Consider the following 19219-nt stretch of genomic DNA (forward strand, 5'->3'; position numbering starts at 1 on the left):
TGCACAGCGATAATTGATGATGGCGGACCGGACGAGACTCGAACTCGCGACCTCCGGCGTGACAGGCCGGCATTCTAACCAACTGAACTACCGGTCCACTTAATGCATCAGCTACTACTGTTTCACGTTCCCAAACGACCAATTAAATGGTGGGTGGTACTGGGTTCGAACCAGTGACCCCCAGCTTGTAAGGCTGGTGCTCTCCCAACTGAGCTAACCACCCGCTGGTCACGTGGCGCTGCATTCTACAGAAGCTTAGTAATTTGTCAATACGATGCATTTAAATTTTTGATTTAAACCAGCGTAATGGCTTTACTACACAAGTTCTGCAACACCTGCTTGATGAGCGCGGACGAAGGATGCCGCAAGTAGGGCTGCTTCGTCAATCAAAACCTGCTGATTTAACCCAGAAATACGTCTGGGCTTAAAGTCATGATCCCCATCCGCCAGCCAAACAACGTTAATATTATTGGGCAAGCTGTAGTCTGAAACATCGCCAACGTTGCCAAAGGGGTCCCGTTCACCTTGTAAAATCTGTACTGGGCAACCAATAGCAGGAAAGTGCTCTAAACGACGTTTATCTGGTTTTTTAGGCGGATGAAAAGGATAGCCTGCAACAATAACACCTTGGCAATGCACCTGATGACCTACCATTTCACTGGCAAATAGTGTCGCAACACGTCCTCCCATCGATTTACCGCCTACCCATAACGGCTGATCGCTTAAAGGCGCGAGCAGTGTGGCCCATGCAGTGAAGTGAGCTACTGTTTGCTGAATGGGTGGTGGCGGACGACGCTTGCCCTGCTCGTTAATTTGCTGCATGTAAGGAAAATCAATTGCTAAGACCTGGATTCCTTGCCTTGCCAGTGTCGCGGCAAATTGCCGCATAAACGCAGAGCAATGACCCGCTCCGGCACCATGAGCAAACAGTATTCGGCCAACCTTAGGCATACCCAAAACAGTCAGCGGGCCGTGTCCAGCCACCATAAACCGCTGCACGGTAGGCTTAGCTAACGCATTATTCAACGCCTCTGGGGATATATCGACAAAACCAGAATCCGCGTAATACGACACGTTTAACTCCTAATAATTCAGCGTTACTTCTATTGGCGTGTTCAGCTTAGGGCGCGGCTGCGATAGAATCTAGAACGGATCTTGACCTGCATCATCAAGCGAGTGGTCGCACCCGTGCAAAATGCTAATGCAAAATGCTACGGGTTACCCCCTAACCGCGTTCGATGGGAACATGAAATGAGCACAGCACTGGAACACCCGACCTACAACTACAAGGTAGTTCGGCAGTTCGCGATCATGACCGTTGTGTGGGGCATTGTAGGCATGACGTTAGGCGTCATCCTTGCCTCCCAGCTAGTTTGGCCGCAACTGAATCTTGGCTTACCTTGGACAAGCTTTGGACGTCTTCGTCCGTTACATACTAACGCCGTTATCTTTGCTTTCGGCGGATCGGCACTATTTGCGACGTCATATTACGTCGTACAGCGTACCTGTCAGACACGTCTGTTCTCTGACAAGCTTGCAGCGTTTACCTTCTGGGGATGGCAAGCGGTTATCCTTTCTGCTGTGGTGTCCCTACCATTGGGCTACACCACGACAAAGGAGTACGCTGAACTCGAATGGCCTATCAACATTTTGATTGCGGTCGTGTGGATCAGTTACGCGATTGTTTTCTTGATGACGATTAAAAAGCGCACCACGTCACACATCTATGTGGCGAACTGGTTCTTTGCAGCGTTTATTTTAACCGTTGCAGTACTGCATATCGTTAACAATGCGGCGATTCCGGTCACCCCCATGTACTCCACCTCGATTTATGCGGGTGCAGTCGATGCCATGGTGCAGTGGTGGTACGGCCATAACGCGGTCGGTTTCTTCCTGACGGCAGGCTTCCTGGGTATGATGTATTACTTCGTGCCAAAACAGGCCGAACGCCCGATCTACTCCTACCGTCTTTCTATCGTCCACTTCTGGGCGTTAATCATGATTTACATGTGGGCTGGCCCTCACCACCTGCACTACACAGCGCTGCCTAACTGGGCGCAGTCGCTAGGTATGATCATGTCTATCATTCTTCTGGCACCTTCCTGGGGCGGCATGATTAACGGCATGATGACGCTATCCGGGGCTTGGCATAAGCTTCGCACCGATCCTACCCTGCGTTTCTTGGTTGTCGCACTTTCGTTCTACGGCATGTCGACCTTCGAAGGTCCGATGATGGCGATCAAGACCGTCAACGCGCTATCGCATTATACCGACTGGACCATTGGTCACGTACACTCGGGTGCACTTGGCTGGGTAGCCATGATTACGATCGGGTCTATGTACCACCTGATCCCGCGCTTATTTGGGCGTACTGAAATGCACTCGGTCAACTTAATTGCCGTGCATTTCTGGCTAGCTACTATTGGCACTGTGCTGTACATCGCCGCTATGTGGGTTAATGGCATTATGCAGGGCTTAATGTGGCGCGCAATCAACGCTGACGGCACATTAATGTATACCTTCGTTGAGTCTGTCGAAGCTAGCGGCCCAGGCTACTTTGTTCGCCTCATAGGCGGCCTGTTCTGGGTTGTCGGCATGCTAATCATGGCATACAACGTTTACATGACCGTCAAGCGTCGCGAAACGATTAGCAGCTATTCAGCGCCACAGGCCGCTTAAACCGGGGAAGTTGAGACCAATGAAACACGAGATTGTCGAAAAGAACGTTGGCCTGCTCGCCGTGTTGATCCTGGTTGCGATCAGCTTTGGCGGCTTGGCCGAAGTGGTGCCGCTGTTCTTTCAAAAGCAAACAACAGAGCCAGTTGAGGGGCTACGCCCCTTAAGCGCACTGGAGTTGGAAGGACGTGACATTTATCGCCGTGAAGGTTGCGTAGGCTGCCACTCACAAATGGTTCGCCCCTTCCGCGCAGAAACTGAACGCTATGGCCACTATAACGTAGCCGGCGAGCAAGTTTATGAGCATAACTTCCTATGGGGTTCTAAGCGCACCGGGCCTGACCTTGCTCGCGTGGGAGGACGTTATAGTGATGACTGGCACCGCGCGCACATGTATAACCCCCGCGATGTGGTACCTGAGTCGGTCATGCCTGCTTATCCTTGGCTATTTGAAAACACTCTGGATGGCGAATCTACACCGGCAAAAATGCGCACCCTACAACAGCTAGGGGTGCCCTATGACGATGAAGATATCGCCACTGCGACAGAAGACGTTCGCGGCACCCAGGAAATCACTGCACTGGTGGCCTATCTGCAGCAGCTAGGAACCGTGCTCGAGGGCACTCGTTAAGCTATGGATACGGGAACTTTCCGCGGTCTTATCACGCTGTTTTTGATCGTCGCTTTTATTGGCATTTTTATATGGGCCTACTCAAAGCGACGCAAACCAGACTTCGAAGAAGCGGCTAACCTGCCCTTCGCCGATGAAGATGATGATAAGCAACCGACCCGTGATAAGCATGCTTCGACTAAACACGAAGTGGATTCCCGCCACGACAGGGGAGATAAAAATACATGAATAATTTATGGGGTGACTCCCTATCCAGCTTCTGGAGCGCCTGGATTATTGTCATCACGCTAGGCACTATCGCATTAAGCGTTTGGATTCTATTTGCCAACCGCCGAACCGATAAAACGCCGGATGCTGATGGTAATGTCGAAACCACTGGCCATGCCGCTGATGGAATTGAAGAGTACGACAACGCATTACCTCGGTGGTGGTTTCAACTGTTTGTACTCACCGTTATTTTTGCCCTGGGTTATCTAGTGCTTTACCCAGGCTTGGGTAACTACGCCGGCGTTTTGGGCTGGTCTCAAGAAAGTCAGTGGGAAGAAGAAGTCGCTGATGCTGAAGAGCGTTTCACGCCGATTTTTGCCCAGTACCAGGAAGTACCTATTCCTGAACTGGCTAGAGACGCTGAAGCAATGCGGGTAGCAGAGCGTGTTTACTTGAACAACTGTGCGGTATGCCACGGCTCGAACGCCCAAGGGGGCTACGGCTTCCCAAATCTGACCGATGATGATTGGCTCTATGGTGGCGAACCAGAAAACATCATGATGACGCTAAACAACGGTCGTAATGGGTTAATGCCTGCTTGGCAGCAGCTTGGTGAGAATAATATTGAAAACCTCACTCAGTACGTGCTCTCGCTCTCTGATCTGGAGCATGATGCAGAGCGTGCGGCTAGCGGTGAAAGTACGTTCCTTGCGGCTTGTGCGGCATGCCATACACCAAGCGGAACGGGTAACATCGCATTAGGCGCGCCCAATCTGACAAATGACATTTGGCTTTATCAGGCACCAGGCCAAAGCGTTGCCGACTCTGTCCGTCAAACGCTGCGTAATGGTCGTAATGGCCATATGCCAGCGCAAGCGGCTTACATTGGTGAAGAACGCGTTCACTTGGTCGCAGCCTATGTCTACAGTTTACGCTTCAACGACTAGCCTTTCGTTAGCGGTATAGACATTGGTGCATGACAGGGTGCGGTTTCATACCGCACCCTTTCTTCATCTATCGCTCATCCAGACAACTTCTCTATCCGTTACACTATGATTTAGCGACACGGCATACAGTTGCGTTATCTCTAACGTTACGGGTCTTAACGCCACGATATCTATGTTGCCGCCCACTCCTGCCTTATTGAGCTGTGATCATCGCCATGGAAAAAATACCTAGCCAAGATATTACACCGTCTGTGGGGCACCATACCCCTGGAGAGAGCACAACTCAGGATATGTATGCTAAGCGCCGTCATATCTATGTGCGCGAAATTAAAGGTTTATTTCAAAAAGTTAGACGCAGCGCTAACTGGGCGCTCATGCTCGGCTTTTTTCTGCTCCCTTGGCTAAACTGGGGTGATCGACCGGCGGTTTGGTTTGACCTACCAGGCCGTGAATTCCATATTTTTGCTGCCACCTTTTATCCGCAAGAGTTCGTCCTACTTTCCTGGCTACTTATTATCTGTGCCTTTGGGCTGTTTTTTATCACGGTTTTTGCTGGGCGCGTTTGGTGCGGCTACACCTGCCCTCAAAGCGTCTGGACCTTTTTGTTTATTTGGCTTGAGCATCGTATAGAAGGCTCTAGAAACCAACGTATTAAGCTCGATAAGCAGCCCATGACTGCTGATAAAATATGGCGAAAAGGGGCCAAACATACCGCTTGGTTATTGATAGCCCTGGCCACTGGCGTCACTTTTGTGGGCTATTTCACCCCCATTCGAACGCTAGTAATGGAATTACCGACGCTAGAAGCCCATGGCTGGTCCTATTTTTGGGTTGGCTTCTTTTTAGTATTCACCTACTTAAATGCTGGCTGGCTACGCGAACAGGTGTGCATTTATATGTGCCCCTACGCTCGCTTCCAATCCGTCATGTTTGATCGCGATACATTAATTGTGTCGTATGACGAGGCACGCGGTGAACCAAGAGGCCGACGTAAAAAATCGCTTAGCCACACCCAGGCAAGAGAAGCTGGCTTTGGCGACTGCATTGACTGCGAACTATGTGTTCAAGTCTGCCCAACGGGTATCGATATTCGCGACGGGCTGCAATATGAGTGCATTACCTGTGCGGCTTGCATTGATGCCTGCGATAGCGTCATGGATAAAATGGGCTATCCTAAGGGCCTTATTCGTTACACAACAGAGAATGCGCTAGAAGGTAAAAAAAGCCATATTTTGCGCCCTCGGCTATTGGGCTACTTTGTCGCGCTGATTATCATGGTGGCAGCATTTGCATGGGCAGTTAATGACCGCATTCCGCTTAGCTTCGATGCCGAACGCGAGCGCACTCAGCTGTATCAAATGACTCGCGAAGGCCAGATCAGCAATGTTTATAGCATCACAGTACGTAACCTGGATAACGAACCGCATACCTATCAGATCAGCGTGTCAGGTCTGCCTAGCTTAACCCTGGATCATACGTCGATTAGCGTGCCTGCAGGCGAGTCGCGCATTCAGGTTGTGACCGTACTTGCGAACCCTCAAGACTTAAACCAGCCTAGCCACCCCATTACTTTTGCGCTTCAAGCAGTGCAAGATGAGCAAATCCGTCAGGAGCGTGAAGCTCGCTTCTTAGGTAATGCCAGGAGATAAATGCGTTATGTCAGATTCACCGATTACACCCTGGTATAAGCAGTTTTGGCCATGGTTTTTATTAGGCCTACTGTTTTCATCCATTGTTGTCAGCACGACCTTTGCAGTTTTGTCGATCAAAAGCTACGACGGTATGGTGGTACAAGAAGATTATTACGAACACGGCAAAGCAATTAACGTGGTGCTCGCAAAACAAGAGCAAGCACGGGCATTAAATTTAAGCGCCGAGCTACGCATTGATCCGCTGACCAGTGATATCGTTGTTGATCTTGCTGGCGATGCTCGTCCAGACAAGCTCTACCTCGATCTGATCTTTCCCACTGAAGATGACCGCGATCAGTCGTTTGTTCTAGAGCATGTCCGCGACGGGCGCTATATCACCCAAGGCCCAGACAATCTACGCTATCGCTGGTATCTACAGCTACAGCCAGAGCAAGGCGGCGACGCTGACTGGCGACTAATCGGCGAAGCACGCTTCCCTGATGAAAATACTATTGCACTACTACCGGGTGGACGCTCGGAGAACGAATGATCAAGACCCCCCTTAGCTGCTATCACTGCGGTAACACGGTGCCCGATGGGGCACCGTGGCGTATTAATATTGACGACACCCCCCAACCACTGTGCTGCCCCGGTTGCGAAGCCGTCGCTCATGCCATCGTCGATGGTGGTTTGGAAAGCTACTATCGCTATCGCACCGAAATGCCCGAGCGCCCTGATGAGCGCCAAGCTGCCAAGGCAGAAACTTGGTCAGTATTTGACGACCCTGGTTTACAAGCGCAGTTTGTTCACCCCGAAGGAGATGAAGGAGAAGTAAGGGCCACACTGGCGATAGACGGTATCACCTGTGCAGCCTGCGCTTGGCTCATCGAACACCGATTGAACGCACTAGAAGGGGTCACATCAAGCGCCGTTAACCTAACCCATCACCGCCTTCGCGTTAGCTGGGACCCAGAGGTTATTAACCTTTCTCAATTATTCGCTGAACTAGCGGCCATTGGTTACGATGCGCAGCCCTACGAGCCTGACCAAGCCCAAATGCGCTTGCAACATGAAGAACGCATGAATGTGCGTCGCCTAATTGTTGCCGCCGTAGGCATGATGCAAGTCATGATGTTCTCTATTCCCATTTATGTATCGGGGCCAGGTGAGCTTAGCGAAGACTTTTACGCTCTGTTTCACTGGCTATCATTTGCTCTCGCAACGCCCGTGGTATTTTTCTCAGCGCAGCCTTTTTTCCGTAACGCATTACGCGACCTGAAAACAGGTGTGCTTGGCATGGATGTGCCCGTTTCATTAGCCATTGGCGGTGCTTATTTGGCAAGTAGTTACGCGGTACTGTTTAACGTTGGCGAGGTCTATTTTGACTCAGTGGCCATGTTTACCTTTTTCTTGCTGTTTGGCCGCTACGTGGAAGGCCGGGCCAGACGGCGCAGCGGCCATAGCGGTAATGCGTTGAGCGGTGTTTTACCTGTGTCTGCCATTCGCTTAGAGCAGGATGGTAGCGAACGCATCCTGCCTGCCAGCGAACTCACGGAAGGCGACCGAGTGCTAATTAAACCCGGCCACGGCGTGCCGGCTGATGGCATTATCGAAGATGGCGAGTCCAGCCTCGACGAGTCGATGCTCACTGGCGAGTACTTACCAGTGACCCGTCGAGTAGGCGAATGCGTGGTGGGTGGGAGCCAAAACATGGAAAACCCACTCGTCATGCGGGTTACCCATGCAGGCAACAGCGCCAGGGTTGCTAACATCGTTGACTTAACGGATCGCGCCTTTGCCAGCCGCCCACGCCTTGCCCAAATGGCGGCGCGGATGGCTCACCTGTTTGTACTACGACTACTGATCGTTACCGCCTGTGTCACCGTCGCGTGGTGGTTTATCGACCCCTCCCGTATGTTATGGGTACTGCTTTCCGTATTGGTAGTGACTTGTCCTTGCGCACTTGCACTGGCAACCCCCACGGCACTAACAGCAGGACATGGCCAGCTGCGCCAGCGAGGCGTACTGATTACCCGTGCCGACGCGATTGAATCACTCTCCAACGTCACGCGGGTTATTTTTGATAAGACCGGCACATTGACTCGCGGCGAAATGCAACTGACTCAAACTCAACCTATTACCCAACAGCCTCTCACCCACCACCATACCCCACTCAGTGAGGAGCATGCGCAGGCTATTGCCGCGGCGCTAGAGGCGCATTCAGAGCACCCCATTGCCAGGGCGTTTCGACCGTTTCGGGATGCCACCCTGCAAGCACGCAACGTTAAAAGCGTGACCGGAAGCGGCCTTGAAGGCACGTTGAACGGCGCAACATGGCGCTTAGGCAAACCAGACTTTGCCACGACAGCCGCCCTGGCTCCACCAGGATTTGGTCAGTGGTTGCTACTCAGTGAAGATAATACGCCACGCGCTTGGTTTAAACTGCACGATGGCATTCGAGAAGATGCGGCCCAAACCGTTGCTGCCCTTCAAGCCCGCGGGCTTGAAGTGGAGCTGCTCTCCGGCGACACGCAAGAAGCGGTAGAGAGTTTGGCAGAGCAGCTCAACATCACCACTTGGCACGCTGGTAAATCGCCTGAAGGCAAGCTTGAACGGTTACGTGAGCTGCAAGCCAATGGTGAACGGGTCGTGATGATCGGTGACGGTATCAATGATGTACCGGTATTGGCTGGCGCTGACGTCGCCATTGCTATGAACGGCGCCACAGACCTTGCCCGCACACGAGCCGACGCGATATTACTGAGTCCACGTCTAATACGTATTTTTGAAGCCATTGATATTGCCTGCGCCACGCGTCGCATTATGCGTCAAAACATGATGTGGTCGGTTTGCTACAATTTTTCGGCTTTGCCCTTGGCAGCGATGGGGTTAATTCCCCCTTGGCTGGCCGCAATTGGCATGTCACTAAGTTCCTTGGTGGTGGTAGGTAACGCATTACGTCTCACGCGCTGGCGCACACCTTCTGTTACTCAGGCTGGCCTATCCACACCGGTGAGTGTATGACAATCTTATATTTATTGATTCCACTTTCACTGATTTTGCTGGGCCTCGCGGTGTGGGCGTTTTTCTGGGCCGTTAAGCATGACCAGTTTGACGACCTCGAAGGTCCCGCCCACCGTATCCTGTTTGACGATGATGAGAATGACCTGCCCCCCGAACAACGCGCCGAGCGTAAAAAAAACGTGTCTTCTTCTCAAGACAATCAAGAGCCACCCGTATGAATCCCACGGGGTTTGATTTACCGCCACTACTCGCTGCGTTTGTCTTTGGCTTAATGGGTGGCGCTCACTGTATCGGCATGTGCGGCGGCATTATGAGCGCACTCACGTTTGCCGTACCACCTAGCATGCGGCACCCAGCCCGCATGGGTGGGCTACTGATTAGCTATAACGCGGGACGCATTCTCAGCTATATGGTGGCAGGCGCTAGTGTAGCGGCACTTGGCACACTGATCTCTCTTTCACCAAACGCACGTATTGCGCTCCAGGCATTCGCCGCAGTAATGCTGATCTTAATGGCGCTCTATATCGCTAACTGGTGGAAAGGACTACTAAAAGTAGAGGCAGTCGGACGATATCTTTGGCGTTATATAGAACCGGTGGGAAGACGCCTGATGCCGGTTGTGCATCTTCCTCAAGCCTTCGCCCTTGGCGCACTTTGGGGCTGGTTACCCTGCGGTTTAGTTTATTCAATGCTAGCTTGGAGCCTAGCCATTGCAGACCCAATCGACGGTGCTCTTCTAATGGGGGCTTTTGGCCTCGGCACCCTACCTGCCTTGCTGGCAACCGGCCTAGCAGCACAGCAGCTGAGCCATTTAATTCGTCACCCTGCCACTCGCAGCATTGCCGCACTGTCAATCATTGGCTTTGCACTTTGGCAGCTGTGGTCTCTAGCACCTTACACTGCGCATTAAGCAGCCCCCATAGCTTGATATAGCTCAACGCTTTCAAAGTGCCACTGCACTAGCATAAGGATCAACAGCTGAGCGACATCGCTCAATTTGATTACATCGCTTACTTTTCACTTTGGAGCGTTCATCATGTCAGCCCATGCTACTGCTGCCTTCTCATCAACATCGTTCTCATCAACACCCACTGAAGTACCTAGCGCAACTGCCTGGAATGAAGCGCTACTGTGGCGTTACGACAAAAGTGGCCCGCGTTACACCTCCTACCCGACGGCGCTTGCGTTTCATGAGCAGTTTGGCACCGCTGACTTTACCCAGGCGTTAGAACGCAGTAATGCAAGCCGCCGACCGCTTTCCCTGTATGTACATGTACCGTTTTGTCGAAAAATTTGCTTCTACTGTGCATGCAATAAGATTGCAACGAAGAATACCGCTCTTGCCGAGCCTTACCTATCCCGGCTAGATCGAGAGATGGTGCTGACTGCACGCCATTTAGACACATCGCGCCCAGTTCAGCAGTTGCATTGGGGCGGTGGTACTCCCACGTTTCTTTCTTTAGCACAAATGGGAGACCTGATTGATCGCCTCGACGCCCGTTTTGGTTTATCTGGTTCAGCGGACCGCGATTACGCGATTGAAATTGATCCCCGCGAAGCAGACGTCTTTACCCTGCGCCATTTGCAGTCGCTTGGCTTTAACCGCTTAAGCCTGGGCGTACAGGATTTAAACCCGCAGGTACAAAAAGCGATTAACCGTGTGCAGCCCCGGGTGCTTACTGAAACACTCATGGAAGAAGCGCACCGCCTTGGCTTTCGCTCGCTCAATCTTGATTTAATCTATGGGCTGCCCTTTCAAACGGAAAAAAGCTTTGCTGAAACACTGGGCCAGATTATCGAATTAAATCCTGCCCGCCTGTCAGTATTTAACTATGCCCATATGCCCACCCGTTTTGCCCCTCAGCGACGTATCAATGAAGCAGACCTCCCCAACGCTGACGAGAAGCTGGCAATATTGCATACCACCATTGAGATGCTAACTAACGCAGGCTATGTGCATATCGGGATGGATCACTTTGCGCGCCCAGATGATAGTCTTGCAATTGCTCAGCGCAACGGAACCTTGCAGCGCAATTTTCAGGGTTACTCTAGCCATGCACAGTGCGATTTAGTTGGATTAGGCGTCTCCGCCATTTCACGGATTGACGATGTTTACGCACAAAATCCGACTCAGCTTGATCAATACGAAACATCTTTAGATCAAGGTAGGCTGGCAACCGTCAAAGGATTAAGGTTAAATAAGGACGACCTAATACGCAGAGACGTCATTGAGCGGCTAATGTGCGATATGTGCATTGATTTAGCAGCCATAGGAAAGCGTTGGAACATTGATGCTAGCGACTATTTTTCCACTGCTCTTGAACAGCTGCGTAACGCTGAACAAGATGGATTAGTCACTTTTCATCAGCAAATGATTAGCGCCACCCCTATTGGTCGGCTGTTGATTCGCCATCTAGCAATGGCCTTTGATGCTCGCCTCGCGGATCAGTCGACCCAACGCTACTCAAAGATTGTGTAAGCTTCTTGAGACGTCTTGCCCCAGGGCCTATCATGGCTAACGAGAAAGGGAGAATGATATGCCACACCCCGTCAGCCAACGACGCTCACTGTTGCAAGAAGCACGCTGCCAAACTTGTAGCTTAAGCTCACTGTGTCTACCGCTCGCATTAGAACTTGAAGACATGAGCCAGTTTGATGCGATCATCCGTCGCCGTGCACCACTCAAAAAAGGCGAGCCACTGTTTCGTCAGGGCGACCGTTTTACCAGTGTGTATGCCGTTCGCTCAGGCAGTCTAAAACAGGTGACCAGCGAAGGTAATGGCAACGATCAACTGACAAATTTCTACCTGCCCAGTGAACTGGTCGGATTGGACGGCATCGATGAAGAGCACTACCCCGGTAGCGTGATTGCCCTGGAAACTACCACAGTGTGCGAAATTCCGTTTGATCGTTTGGATCTACTTTCTGAAGAACTTCCGGAACTGCGTGGACAGCTATATCGCAGTATGAGTAAAGAGCTGCGAGACGATCGGCGCATGATGCGCTTGTTATCACGCAAAACTGCCGATCAGCGCTTGGCCAGCTTTTTAGTCACGCTTTCAGACCGTTTTCGCCGGCGCGGGTACTCGCCTTACAGCTTCAGGCTTTCTATGTCCCGCGCAGACATTGGTAATTACTTAGGCTTAGCGGTAGAAACGGTCAGCCGAATTCTTAGTCGCTTTCAACAGCAAGAAGTGGTCGCAGTTTCGGGGCGCGAGGTTAATATTTTAGATATGCAGCGTCTTATTACACTGGCTGAAGAAGAAGAGCAGCCGACTGCTCTACGCTAAGACTCAACGCTAAGCGTTTGAATACGGCGCTCCATCAGCGCCGCCTGCTTGGCTTCTAGCCCTGTAAAGTCAAACAGCTGGCGATCTGCTAGCTGTGAAGGCGCCACATTGGTCACCGCTTTGAACATGCTTTCTAGACGCCCTGGGTGCTTTTTATCCCATTCGGCCAACATATCTTTTACAATTTGTCGCTGAAGATTGGGCTGAGAGCCACACAAGTTACAAGGAATAATGGGGAATTCCATTAGCCTGGAAAATTCCACAATATCAGCCTCTTTGCAGTAGGCAAGGGGTCGAATGACAATATTTTTGCCATCATCTGACAAAAGCTTAGGTGGCATTGCTTTTAAAGTGCCTCCAAAGAACATATTTAGAAACAGTGTTTCCAAAATGTCTTCACGATGATGCCCTAACGCAATTTTTGTCGCACCAATCTCTTCAGCAAAACCATAAAGTGAACCACGCCTTAATCGAGAACAAAGCGCACAGGTCGTTTTGCCCTCTGGGGTTTTCTCTTTCACCACTGAATACGTATCACGCTCTAGAATGTGGTACTCAACACCCAATTTATCCAAATACTGGGGCAGCACATGCTCTGGAAAATCTGGCTGCTTTTGATCCATATTGACAGCGACCAAAGAGAAGTTAACCGGTGCATTTCGCTGTAGGTTGAGCAGTATTTCCAGCATCGTATAGCTATCTTTGCCACCAGACAGGCACACCATCACCTTGTCACCTTCACCAATCATCTGATAGTCAATAATGGCATTGCCGACTTCTCGCCGTAAGCGCTTTTGCAGCTTATTGAATTCACGCTTCTGCTTAGCATCGTGATGGTCGGACTGCGCCTGAAGGTGATCAACAGAACACTTGTCTGCAGAAGTATTTTCAGACGCTGCGGGATCAAAATAATCAGGTGATAGCATAATGTGGGCACTGCCGATGGTAGAAGAAGCAGCGGGCATTCTAACAATACTCGTTCCCTGCACCCAACATAAACGGGCTAATTCAACGTTAATAGGAATAATACGCTAAACGTGCCGAGCTGCCTCACGTTGCAAACGTAGATACAAAAGAGCACTCGCCGTTGCATCCCCCAATACGCCGATCCATTGGAAAACTGGCATTTGCCAGCAAGCTAATGCTTCTGCAATCTGACTACGCATCTCACTCTGAGGATGTAGCCGGCGTAACTGGCGATAGTGCAGCTTTCCAACATCGACCTGGGCGTTAGGCAAACCAAATCCTATCCCTACTTTGAACAGATGGTTTAGATGTTCCAACGAGTGCTCTAACTGCCAACCAATTAGCGGCCGATTACCAATAAATTCAGCCAACGCCCCAAGATGCTCGGCGTTAGGCATGAGCACTTTGTCAGTCGCATACAGCTGCTGGTGTCGCCGCAGCGTAGCGCTGTTGCTTCGCTCATCTGCCAAGGTTGCCACCCAAGCTTGGCTGGTATGCACTCTACCCGGGCTAAAGATAACCGCAGCTACACTAACCACGGGCGATTGGCCTGGGCTAACCTGACAAGCAAGCGCTACCATCTCCTCCCCCATGTAGGGCTGAAAAAGCCAAGCGTAGGAAGAGTCTGCCCAGCGTCTACGGTCGCTTTCACGCTGCATTAATGTACGTAGCGAGCCACTAAATAGTGACATATGCCGGTCTAACAAGCGCATTCCGCTCACGAATACTCCAAATGATAACGATGGGAAAGCCGCTGTTTAAAATCTTTCACGATATGCAGCGCCTCACGCAATAGGTCACGTTCAAGGGATGAAAGTTCTTGCACCACTACACGGTTACTACGCTGCTGATTCGACGCTTCTGCTGTTTGCAACTGCTGCTTTAAACGTAATTCAGTGAACAGTGCCAACGCTTCGCCCAGGTCATCAGCAAAACGGCGATCAAGACGACCATCTTCTGCTAGAGCGTCCAAGCGGTCTAGGGTGGACGTAGCGTTAATTCGTCGCTCAAGGGCCATTGTGCGCACCCCGTGGACAATCGGGAAGATGCCGCCTTTTTTGATATCAATGCCATGCTGGGGCTTCTTTAAGGAACCGAATAAGGTAAGCGGCGTAGAAAAACGCAGAGCTGCACGAGCAAAATATGACAGCAATAACTCATCACGCGAGCAGCGTTCAAATAACGCTGTACGCACACTGTTTAGCAATTTCGGATCTCCTGCAACACCATGAGCGTCCAACAAAATTGCTAACTTCATTAGACTATCGCCATCTCTTGCACTCACCCATTTGGCAATGTTGCTTTTCCACTGCGACACCGTGCCAACCCACTCAGGATTAGACACCATAATATTACCGGGGCATGGAGGATAACCGAGCTGAATTAACGTTTGAGTCAGCGCATTCATATCTTCGGCAAGCGAAGGCCAGTGACTATCATCAGCTAAAATAAGGCCATTATCTTGATCTGTTTTGAGGATCTGCTCACCGCGGCCCTCACTTCCCATGACCATCAAACAGCTTTGGGCGTGGTACTGCTCAGGAATGATAAATGACCATGCTTTGCTCATGATTCGGCCGTTCAATGCAGCCAATAGATCCATGGCAAAACGCAGCTTGACCCCCTGAGCCATCAGTGCATTGACCAGTTCAGGCGTGCGTTGGCTAGCAGCTGCCAATGCTTCCAAACTATTAGCCTGCTCCACCTGTAGACTAACCACATAGCTACGGCTAGAAAAATAACTAAGTACATCTGTCAGTTCCACCACCCCTTTTAAGGCATCCTGTTCCATGACTACTACACGCGTCACCTTATGACGTGTCATCAATACAAGTGCTTCAAATAGGTACTGGTTCGGCGTAACAGTTACCAGTGAAAAATGGGCCACCTTTTCGACGGAAGAAGTGTGATCATAATTGTCGAGCACAATACCATTGAGCAAATCAGTTTTTGTAACGATGCCAAACTTACCTTGAGTATTGACCAGTAGACTGTCGGCATGGCTATCGTTGAGTTGCCCCACTGCGCTAGCAATATCGGTAGAAGCATCCATAATCAGTGGCTCACGCATGCATTCACTAACTTTTGCCAGCATGAAGCCCGCCATCGTCACACCGCCTTCCGCTCGCTTCTCGGTCAACAGCCGCGCCTTGTGTGATAATGACTGTTTAAAGAAGCTTTCAAAGTCAGGATGATGACGGCAAAGCTTTATAAACAGCGCTTTTGGCATCACATAACACAAGCACTCCTGCTCAGCTTGGAAACGGTACCGACTCTTGCCATTCAGAATACTAATGGCACCGAACAAATCACCTGACGTGTAATGCCCAATCCGTGCACTAGATGCAGGCAGGGTGGGATCAATTTCAGCAACTTCACCTTTATGAATTAAAAACACTGACTCACCCGTTTGCCCCATCTCAATGATAATTTCATTGCGGTCAAAATAGGCGATGTCCATACCTCGACGAACGTGGTCACGCCCTTCATCATCGATTAATGTAAAAGGGAGCTGGGAAAGATCAACGTCAATCATAAATGACCCCACTTAATCGTGATGAAGAATAAAGATGTTTTAAAATACGGTTATTTGCTTGAAAGTTTCATTTGACCCTTTCACATTATACTTTTAGCTATAGAGCTAACGTCGAAACGACGTTAGCTTATCGACCAAAGTAGTGACTCTCTTAATTAAGCTTGGCCAATTAACTCTGACGTTTATTAAAAGTAGCAAACATTGCTTTTGACTAACCCATAGACCATCGTCCTATCACAAGACAAAAAACGCTAAAAAAATATAAAAAAACTTCAAAAACAAGTCGTTATTTACCACATCAAACGTCATAATGTTTCAAAGAAGCTCATTGATACCAAAGTCTGGGATTTATTTTTTGCAATTATTGCCCACTATTAACAACGAGCCACACAGGGTAATCATGCGTTATTCGCACGATGCTTACCGATTCACTACACAACCGTAATCAATGCCATAATAGGCACTACCGCTTAATCAACAAGGTAATGCGCTTAACCGTGCTAATTCATCACAGATAACTAAAAAAGCGTTTTTCTATGACGGATTACCCTGATGGATCACACGCTATCCTGAGTTCACTTTCCAACCCTAAAAATCACAACTGGAGAGCAACACAATGGCAGATGACAAAGCTAATGCTGCTGAATACTGGAAAGCCAACGTTCGACTAATATTCGGATGTCTAGCCGTTTGGGCATTTGTTTCCTACGGATGCGCTATTCTTTTCCGCCCCCTGCTAGCTGGTATTCCCGTTGGCGGGACTGACTTGGGCTTCTGGTTTGCTCAGCAGGGCTCCATCCTCACTTTTATCGTGCTGATCTTTTTCTATGCCTGGAAAATGAACAAGCTTGACGAAAAATTCGGTCTTGGGGAGTAAGTCAGCATGAGCCAGTTTGCAATTAACTTACTATTTGTTGGCGCTTCATTTGCGCTCTATATCGGGATTGCGATATGGGCGCGAGCGGGATCGACCAAAGATTTCTATGTCGCTGGTGGCGGCGTTCACCCTATCACGAACGGTATGGCAACGGCCGCCGACTGGATGTCAGCTGCATCGTTTATTTCCATGGCGGGCCTGCTAGCATCCGGTGGATATGCTAACTCTTCTTTCCTAATGGGTTGGACCGGCGGCTATGTTATCTTGGCAATGTTGCTAGCGCCTTACCTACGCAAGTTTGGCAAGTTTACGGTGCCTGACTTTATCGGTGACCGCTTTTACAGCAACACAGCGCGCTTCGTCGCGATTGTGTGCTTGATTGTTGCTTCTGTGACCTACGTTATCGGTCAAATGACCGGTGCAGGCGTTGCTTTCTCACGCTTCTTGGAAGTGAGCAACACCTGGGGCATCTGGATCGCAGCATTGATTGTTTTCCTATACGCCGTTTTCGGTGGTATGAAGGGCATCACCTATACACAGGTTGCCCAGTACGTAGTACTTATCATTGCTTACACCATTCCGGCGGTGTTTATTGCCATGCAGCTTACTGGCAACCCGATTCCGATGTTTGGTATGTTCAGTACGCATACTGAATCCGGCATTCCGCTACTGACGAAGCTAGACGAAGTAGTTAATGCGCTTGGCTTCCGCGACTATACCGCTGACGTCGACAATAAGCTCAATATGGTGTTGTTCACACTCTCGCTGATGGTGGGTACAGCAGGTCTGCCACACGTTATTATTCGTTTCTTCACCGTACCTAAAGTTGCTGATGCACGTTGGTCCGCTGGCTGGGCACTGGTGTTCATTGCACTGCTTTACCTTACCGCGCCTGCGGTTGGTTCCATGGCACGCCTGAACTTGGCGACCACGGTGTTTCCAGAAATGGCGGGGCAGGTGGAAAACTACGAAGAAGCAGCCAACAATCCGATTCTCTATGAAGATCGTCCGGAGTGGGTGCGCACGTGGGAAGAAACCGGGCTTATCACCTTCAACGACCTCAATAACGATGGCCGCATCCAGATGTACAACGATGCTGTCGATTTCTCTGATCGTGGCTGGGAAGGTAACGAGCTAACGGTAAACAATGACATTCTCGTTCTGGCTAACCCTGAAATCGCTAATTTGCCAGGCTGGGTTATTGGTCTTATCGCTGCCGGTGGTATCGCAGCGGCACTCTCAACCGCTGCGGGTCTGCTCTTGGCAATTTCATCGGCTATTAGCCATGACTTGATCAAAACAATGATCAATCCGAAGATCTCTGAGAAAGGGGAAATGCTGGCAGCACGTATCTCTATGGGTGGCGCCATTCTTCTGGCTACCTATCTTGGGCTTAATCCGCCAGGGTTCGCAGCACAGACCGTAGCTCTTGCCTTTGGTATCGCCGGTGCATCGCTGTTCCCAGCGCTAATGATGGGTATCTTCTCTAAGCGCATGAACAGCAAAGGCGCAATTGCCGGCATGCTGGCAGGCTTAATCTGCACCTTGCTGTATATTTTCACTTACCTAGGCTGGTTCTTTGTTCCCGGCACCAACATGCTGGCTAACACACCAGACAACTGGATCTTAGGCATCTCACCACTGTCCTTTGGTGCAATAGGGGCAATGATCAACTTTGCAGTTGCCTTTGCTGTCTCTAGTGCAACGGAAGAGCCTCCACAAGAGATTCAAGACCTGGTAGAAAGCGTTCGTTACCCGAAAGGTGCTGGTGTAGCGGTTGACCACTAAGTCATAATCGACCCCTCCTTGGCGCACTGCCATCAGGTTCGGATCGATACTTATCATCGGGCTTCCTTAGGGAGGCCCGATGTCATTTAAGAAGGATAATTTATGATATGGCATCTTGTTGCCGCTGTATTCGCAGGGCTTGCCGCCGCAGGGATAGGCCTACTGCTTAGAACACTCACTCGCAAGCGGCTACCCAAGTGGATAGTGCCCGTCTTTGGTGGTTTAGGCATGCTGGGGTATCAGGTCTCCACCGAATATAGCTGGTTTGATCACAAGCGTTCTCAACTGCCCGAAACAGCTATCGTCATTTCCAGTGACACCTCCAGCGCGGTATGGCGGCCTTGGACGTTTGCCTATCCTATGACGACTAAATTCAGCATTGTTGATAGCGACAATGTACGCGCGCGCCGCGTTGACAATGAGCTCATCGCTGAGTTTATTCTTTACCAGTTTGAACGTCACCATACCGACGTACTGACCACACAGCCTTATATATTGAACTGCACTCACCGCGAACTAATGCCCCTAAATGCGGAGACAGGTGATGCTGAAGTAAGCAGACTACGCACATTGCGGGAAACGGCTCCTTTGCTGACAACTGTTTGCCAACTTGCCGCTGACCAGCAGCAGACGTAGCGGTCTGCCT

Annotated in this window: 18 protein-coding genes and 2 tRNA genes; 14 read left to right on the forward strand and 6 right to left on the reverse strand. The window is 50.4% G+C overall.

The features are described 5' to 3' along the window. Positions 1–20 precede the first annotated feature (20 nt). The 3 genes from K1Y77_RS13490 to K1Y77_RS13500 all read right to left on the reverse strand — a co-directional run bounded on the left by K1Y77_RS13490 (position 21) and on the right by K1Y77_RS13500 (position 1074). Positions 21–97 (reverse strand) — tRNA-Asp (locus K1Y77_RS13490). 50 nt (positions 98–147) lie between these two features. After that, positions 148–223, reverse strand: a tRNA-Val gene (locus tag K1Y77_RS13495). 92 nt (positions 224–315) lie between these two features. Then, on the reverse strand, positions 316–1074 hold the full coding sequence (locus tag K1Y77_RS13500) for an alpha/beta fold hydrolase (RefSeq protein WP_264429001.1): 759 nt from the start codon (positions 1072–1074) through the stop codon (positions 316–318). 177 nt (positions 1075–1251) lie between these two features. Between K1Y77_RS13500 and ccoN the strand changes: the two genes are divergently transcribed. From ccoN to fnr, 11 genes are all read left to right on the forward strand, one after another. Beyond that, positions 1252–2679, forward strand: a complete 1428-nt coding sequence (gene ccoN / locus K1Y77_RS13505) for a cytochrome-c oxidase, cbb3-type subunit I (RefSeq protein WP_030074010.1) — start codon at positions 1252–1254, stop codon at positions 2677–2679. A 19-nt stretch (positions 2680–2698) separates the two neighbouring features. Further along, positions 2699–3307, forward strand: a complete 609-nt coding sequence (gene ccoO / locus K1Y77_RS13510) for a cytochrome-c oxidase, cbb3-type subunit II (protein ID WP_030074012.1) — start codon at positions 2699–2701, stop codon at positions 3305–3307. A 3-nt stretch (positions 3308–3310) separates the two neighbouring features. After that, positions 3311–3535: a CcoQ/FixQ family Cbb3-type cytochrome c oxidase assembly chaperone gene (locus K1Y77_RS13515; RefSeq protein ID WP_030074015.1), complete on the forward strand. Its 225-nt coding sequence runs from the start codon at positions 3311–3313 to the stop codon at positions 3533–3535. After that, a complete protein-coding gene (gene ccoP / locus K1Y77_RS13520; protein ID WP_030074016.1) occupies positions 3532–4461 on the forward strand; it encodes a cytochrome-c oxidase, cbb3-type subunit III in 930 nt (309 codons plus the stop codon). The genes K1Y77_RS13515 and ccoP overlap by 4 nt, the downstream gene beginning before the upstream one ends. Positions 4462–4676: 215 nt before the next feature. Then, positions 4677–6110, forward strand: a complete 1434-nt coding sequence (gene ccoG / locus K1Y77_RS13525; RefSeq protein WP_030074018.1) for a cytochrome c oxidase accessory protein CcoG — start codon at positions 4677–4679, stop codon at positions 6108–6110. A gap of 7 nt (positions 6111–6117) precedes the next feature. Next, positions 6118–6642 carry a FixH family protein gene (locus K1Y77_RS13530; RefSeq protein ID WP_030074020.1) on the forward strand — a complete coding sequence of 175 codons (525 nt, stop codon included), beginning with the start codon at positions 6118–6120 and terminating at the stop codon, positions 6640–6642. Next, a complete protein-coding gene (locus K1Y77_RS13535; protein ID WP_264429004.1) occupies positions 6639–9116 on the forward strand; it encodes a heavy metal translocating P-type ATPase in 2478 nt (825 codons plus the stop codon). The genes K1Y77_RS13530 and K1Y77_RS13535 overlap by 4 nt, the downstream gene beginning before the upstream one ends. Next, positions 9113–9334, forward strand: coding sequence for a cbb3-type cytochrome oxidase assembly protein CcoS (gene ccoS, locus K1Y77_RS13540; protein ID WP_030074024.1), 222 nt, complete (start codon positions 9113–9115; stop codon positions 9332–9334). The genes K1Y77_RS13535 and ccoS overlap by 4 nt, the downstream gene beginning before the upstream one ends. Next, positions 9331–10026 (forward strand): sulfite exporter TauE/SafE family protein, encoded by a 696-nt coding sequence (locus K1Y77_RS13545; RefSeq protein WP_030074025.1) that lies wholly within the window; start codon positions 9331–9333, stop codon positions 10024–10026. Before ccoS ends, K1Y77_RS13545 begins: the two co-directional genes overlap by 4 nt. Positions 10027–10152: 126 nt before the next feature. After that, positions 10153–11595, forward strand: coding sequence for an oxygen-independent coproporphyrinogen III oxidase (hemN, locus tag K1Y77_RS13550; RefSeq protein ID WP_264429008.1), 1443 nt, complete (start codon positions 10153–10155; stop codon positions 11593–11595). Positions 11596–11653: 58 nt separating this feature from the next. Further along, positions 11654–12406: a fumarate/nitrate reduction transcriptional regulator Fnr gene (gene fnr, locus K1Y77_RS13555; RefSeq protein ID WP_030074029.1), complete on the forward strand. Its 753-nt coding sequence runs from the start codon at positions 11654–11656 to the stop codon at positions 12404–12406. On the opposite strand, the gene ttcA is transcribed toward fnr, so the two are convergent. The 3 genes from ttcA to K1Y77_RS13570 all read right to left on the reverse strand — a co-directional run bounded on the left by ttcA (position 12403) and on the right by K1Y77_RS13570 (position 15908). Further along, complete coding sequence (gene ttcA, locus K1Y77_RS13560) at positions 12403–13371, reverse strand: tRNA 2-thiocytidine(32) synthetase TtcA (RefSeq protein WP_264429010.1); 969 nt, start codon at positions 13369–13371, stop codon at positions 12403–12405. The two genes, fnr and ttcA, sit on opposite strands and share 4 nt — an antisense overlap. Before the next feature lie 66 nt (positions 13372–13437). Continuing rightward, positions 13438–14085 (reverse strand): 3'-5' exonuclease family protein, encoded by a 648-nt coding sequence (locus tag K1Y77_RS13565; RefSeq protein WP_264431484.1) that lies wholly within the window; start codon positions 14083–14085, stop codon positions 13438–13440. A 5-nt stretch (positions 14086–14090) separates the two neighbouring features. Further along, complete coding sequence (locus K1Y77_RS13570) at positions 14091–15908, reverse strand: putative nucleotidyltransferase substrate binding domain-containing protein (protein ID WP_030074035.1); 1818 nt, start codon at positions 15906–15908, stop codon at positions 14091–14093. 616 nt (positions 15909–16524) lie between these two features. On the opposite strand from K1Y77_RS13570, the gene K1Y77_RS13575 reads away from it, so the two are divergent. From K1Y77_RS13575 to K1Y77_RS13585, 3 genes are all read left to right on the forward strand, one after another. Next, the gene (locus K1Y77_RS13575) at positions 16525–16785 is read left to right on the forward strand and encodes a DUF4212 domain-containing protein (protein ID WP_030074036.1); all 261 of its coding nucleotides are present in this window, start codon (positions 16525–16527) and stop codon (positions 16783–16785) included. Between the two features lie 6 nt (positions 16786–16791). After that, positions 16792–18573 (forward strand): sodium:solute symporter family protein, encoded by a 1782-nt coding sequence (locus tag K1Y77_RS13580; RefSeq protein ID WP_030074037.1) that lies wholly within the window; start codon positions 16792–16794, stop codon positions 18571–18573. Positions 18574–18675: 102 nt separating this feature from the next. Continuing rightward, positions 18676–19209, forward strand: a complete 534-nt coding sequence (locus tag K1Y77_RS13585; protein WP_264017652.1) for a hypothetical protein — start codon at positions 18676–18678, stop codon at positions 19207–19209. The last annotated feature ends 10 nt before the right edge of the window (positions 19210–19219 follow it).

Source organism: Halomonas qaidamensis, assembly GCF_025917315.1.
Classification (GTDB): domain Bacteria; phylum Pseudomonadota; class Gammaproteobacteria; order Pseudomonadales; family Halomonadaceae; genus Vreelandella; species Vreelandella qaidamensis.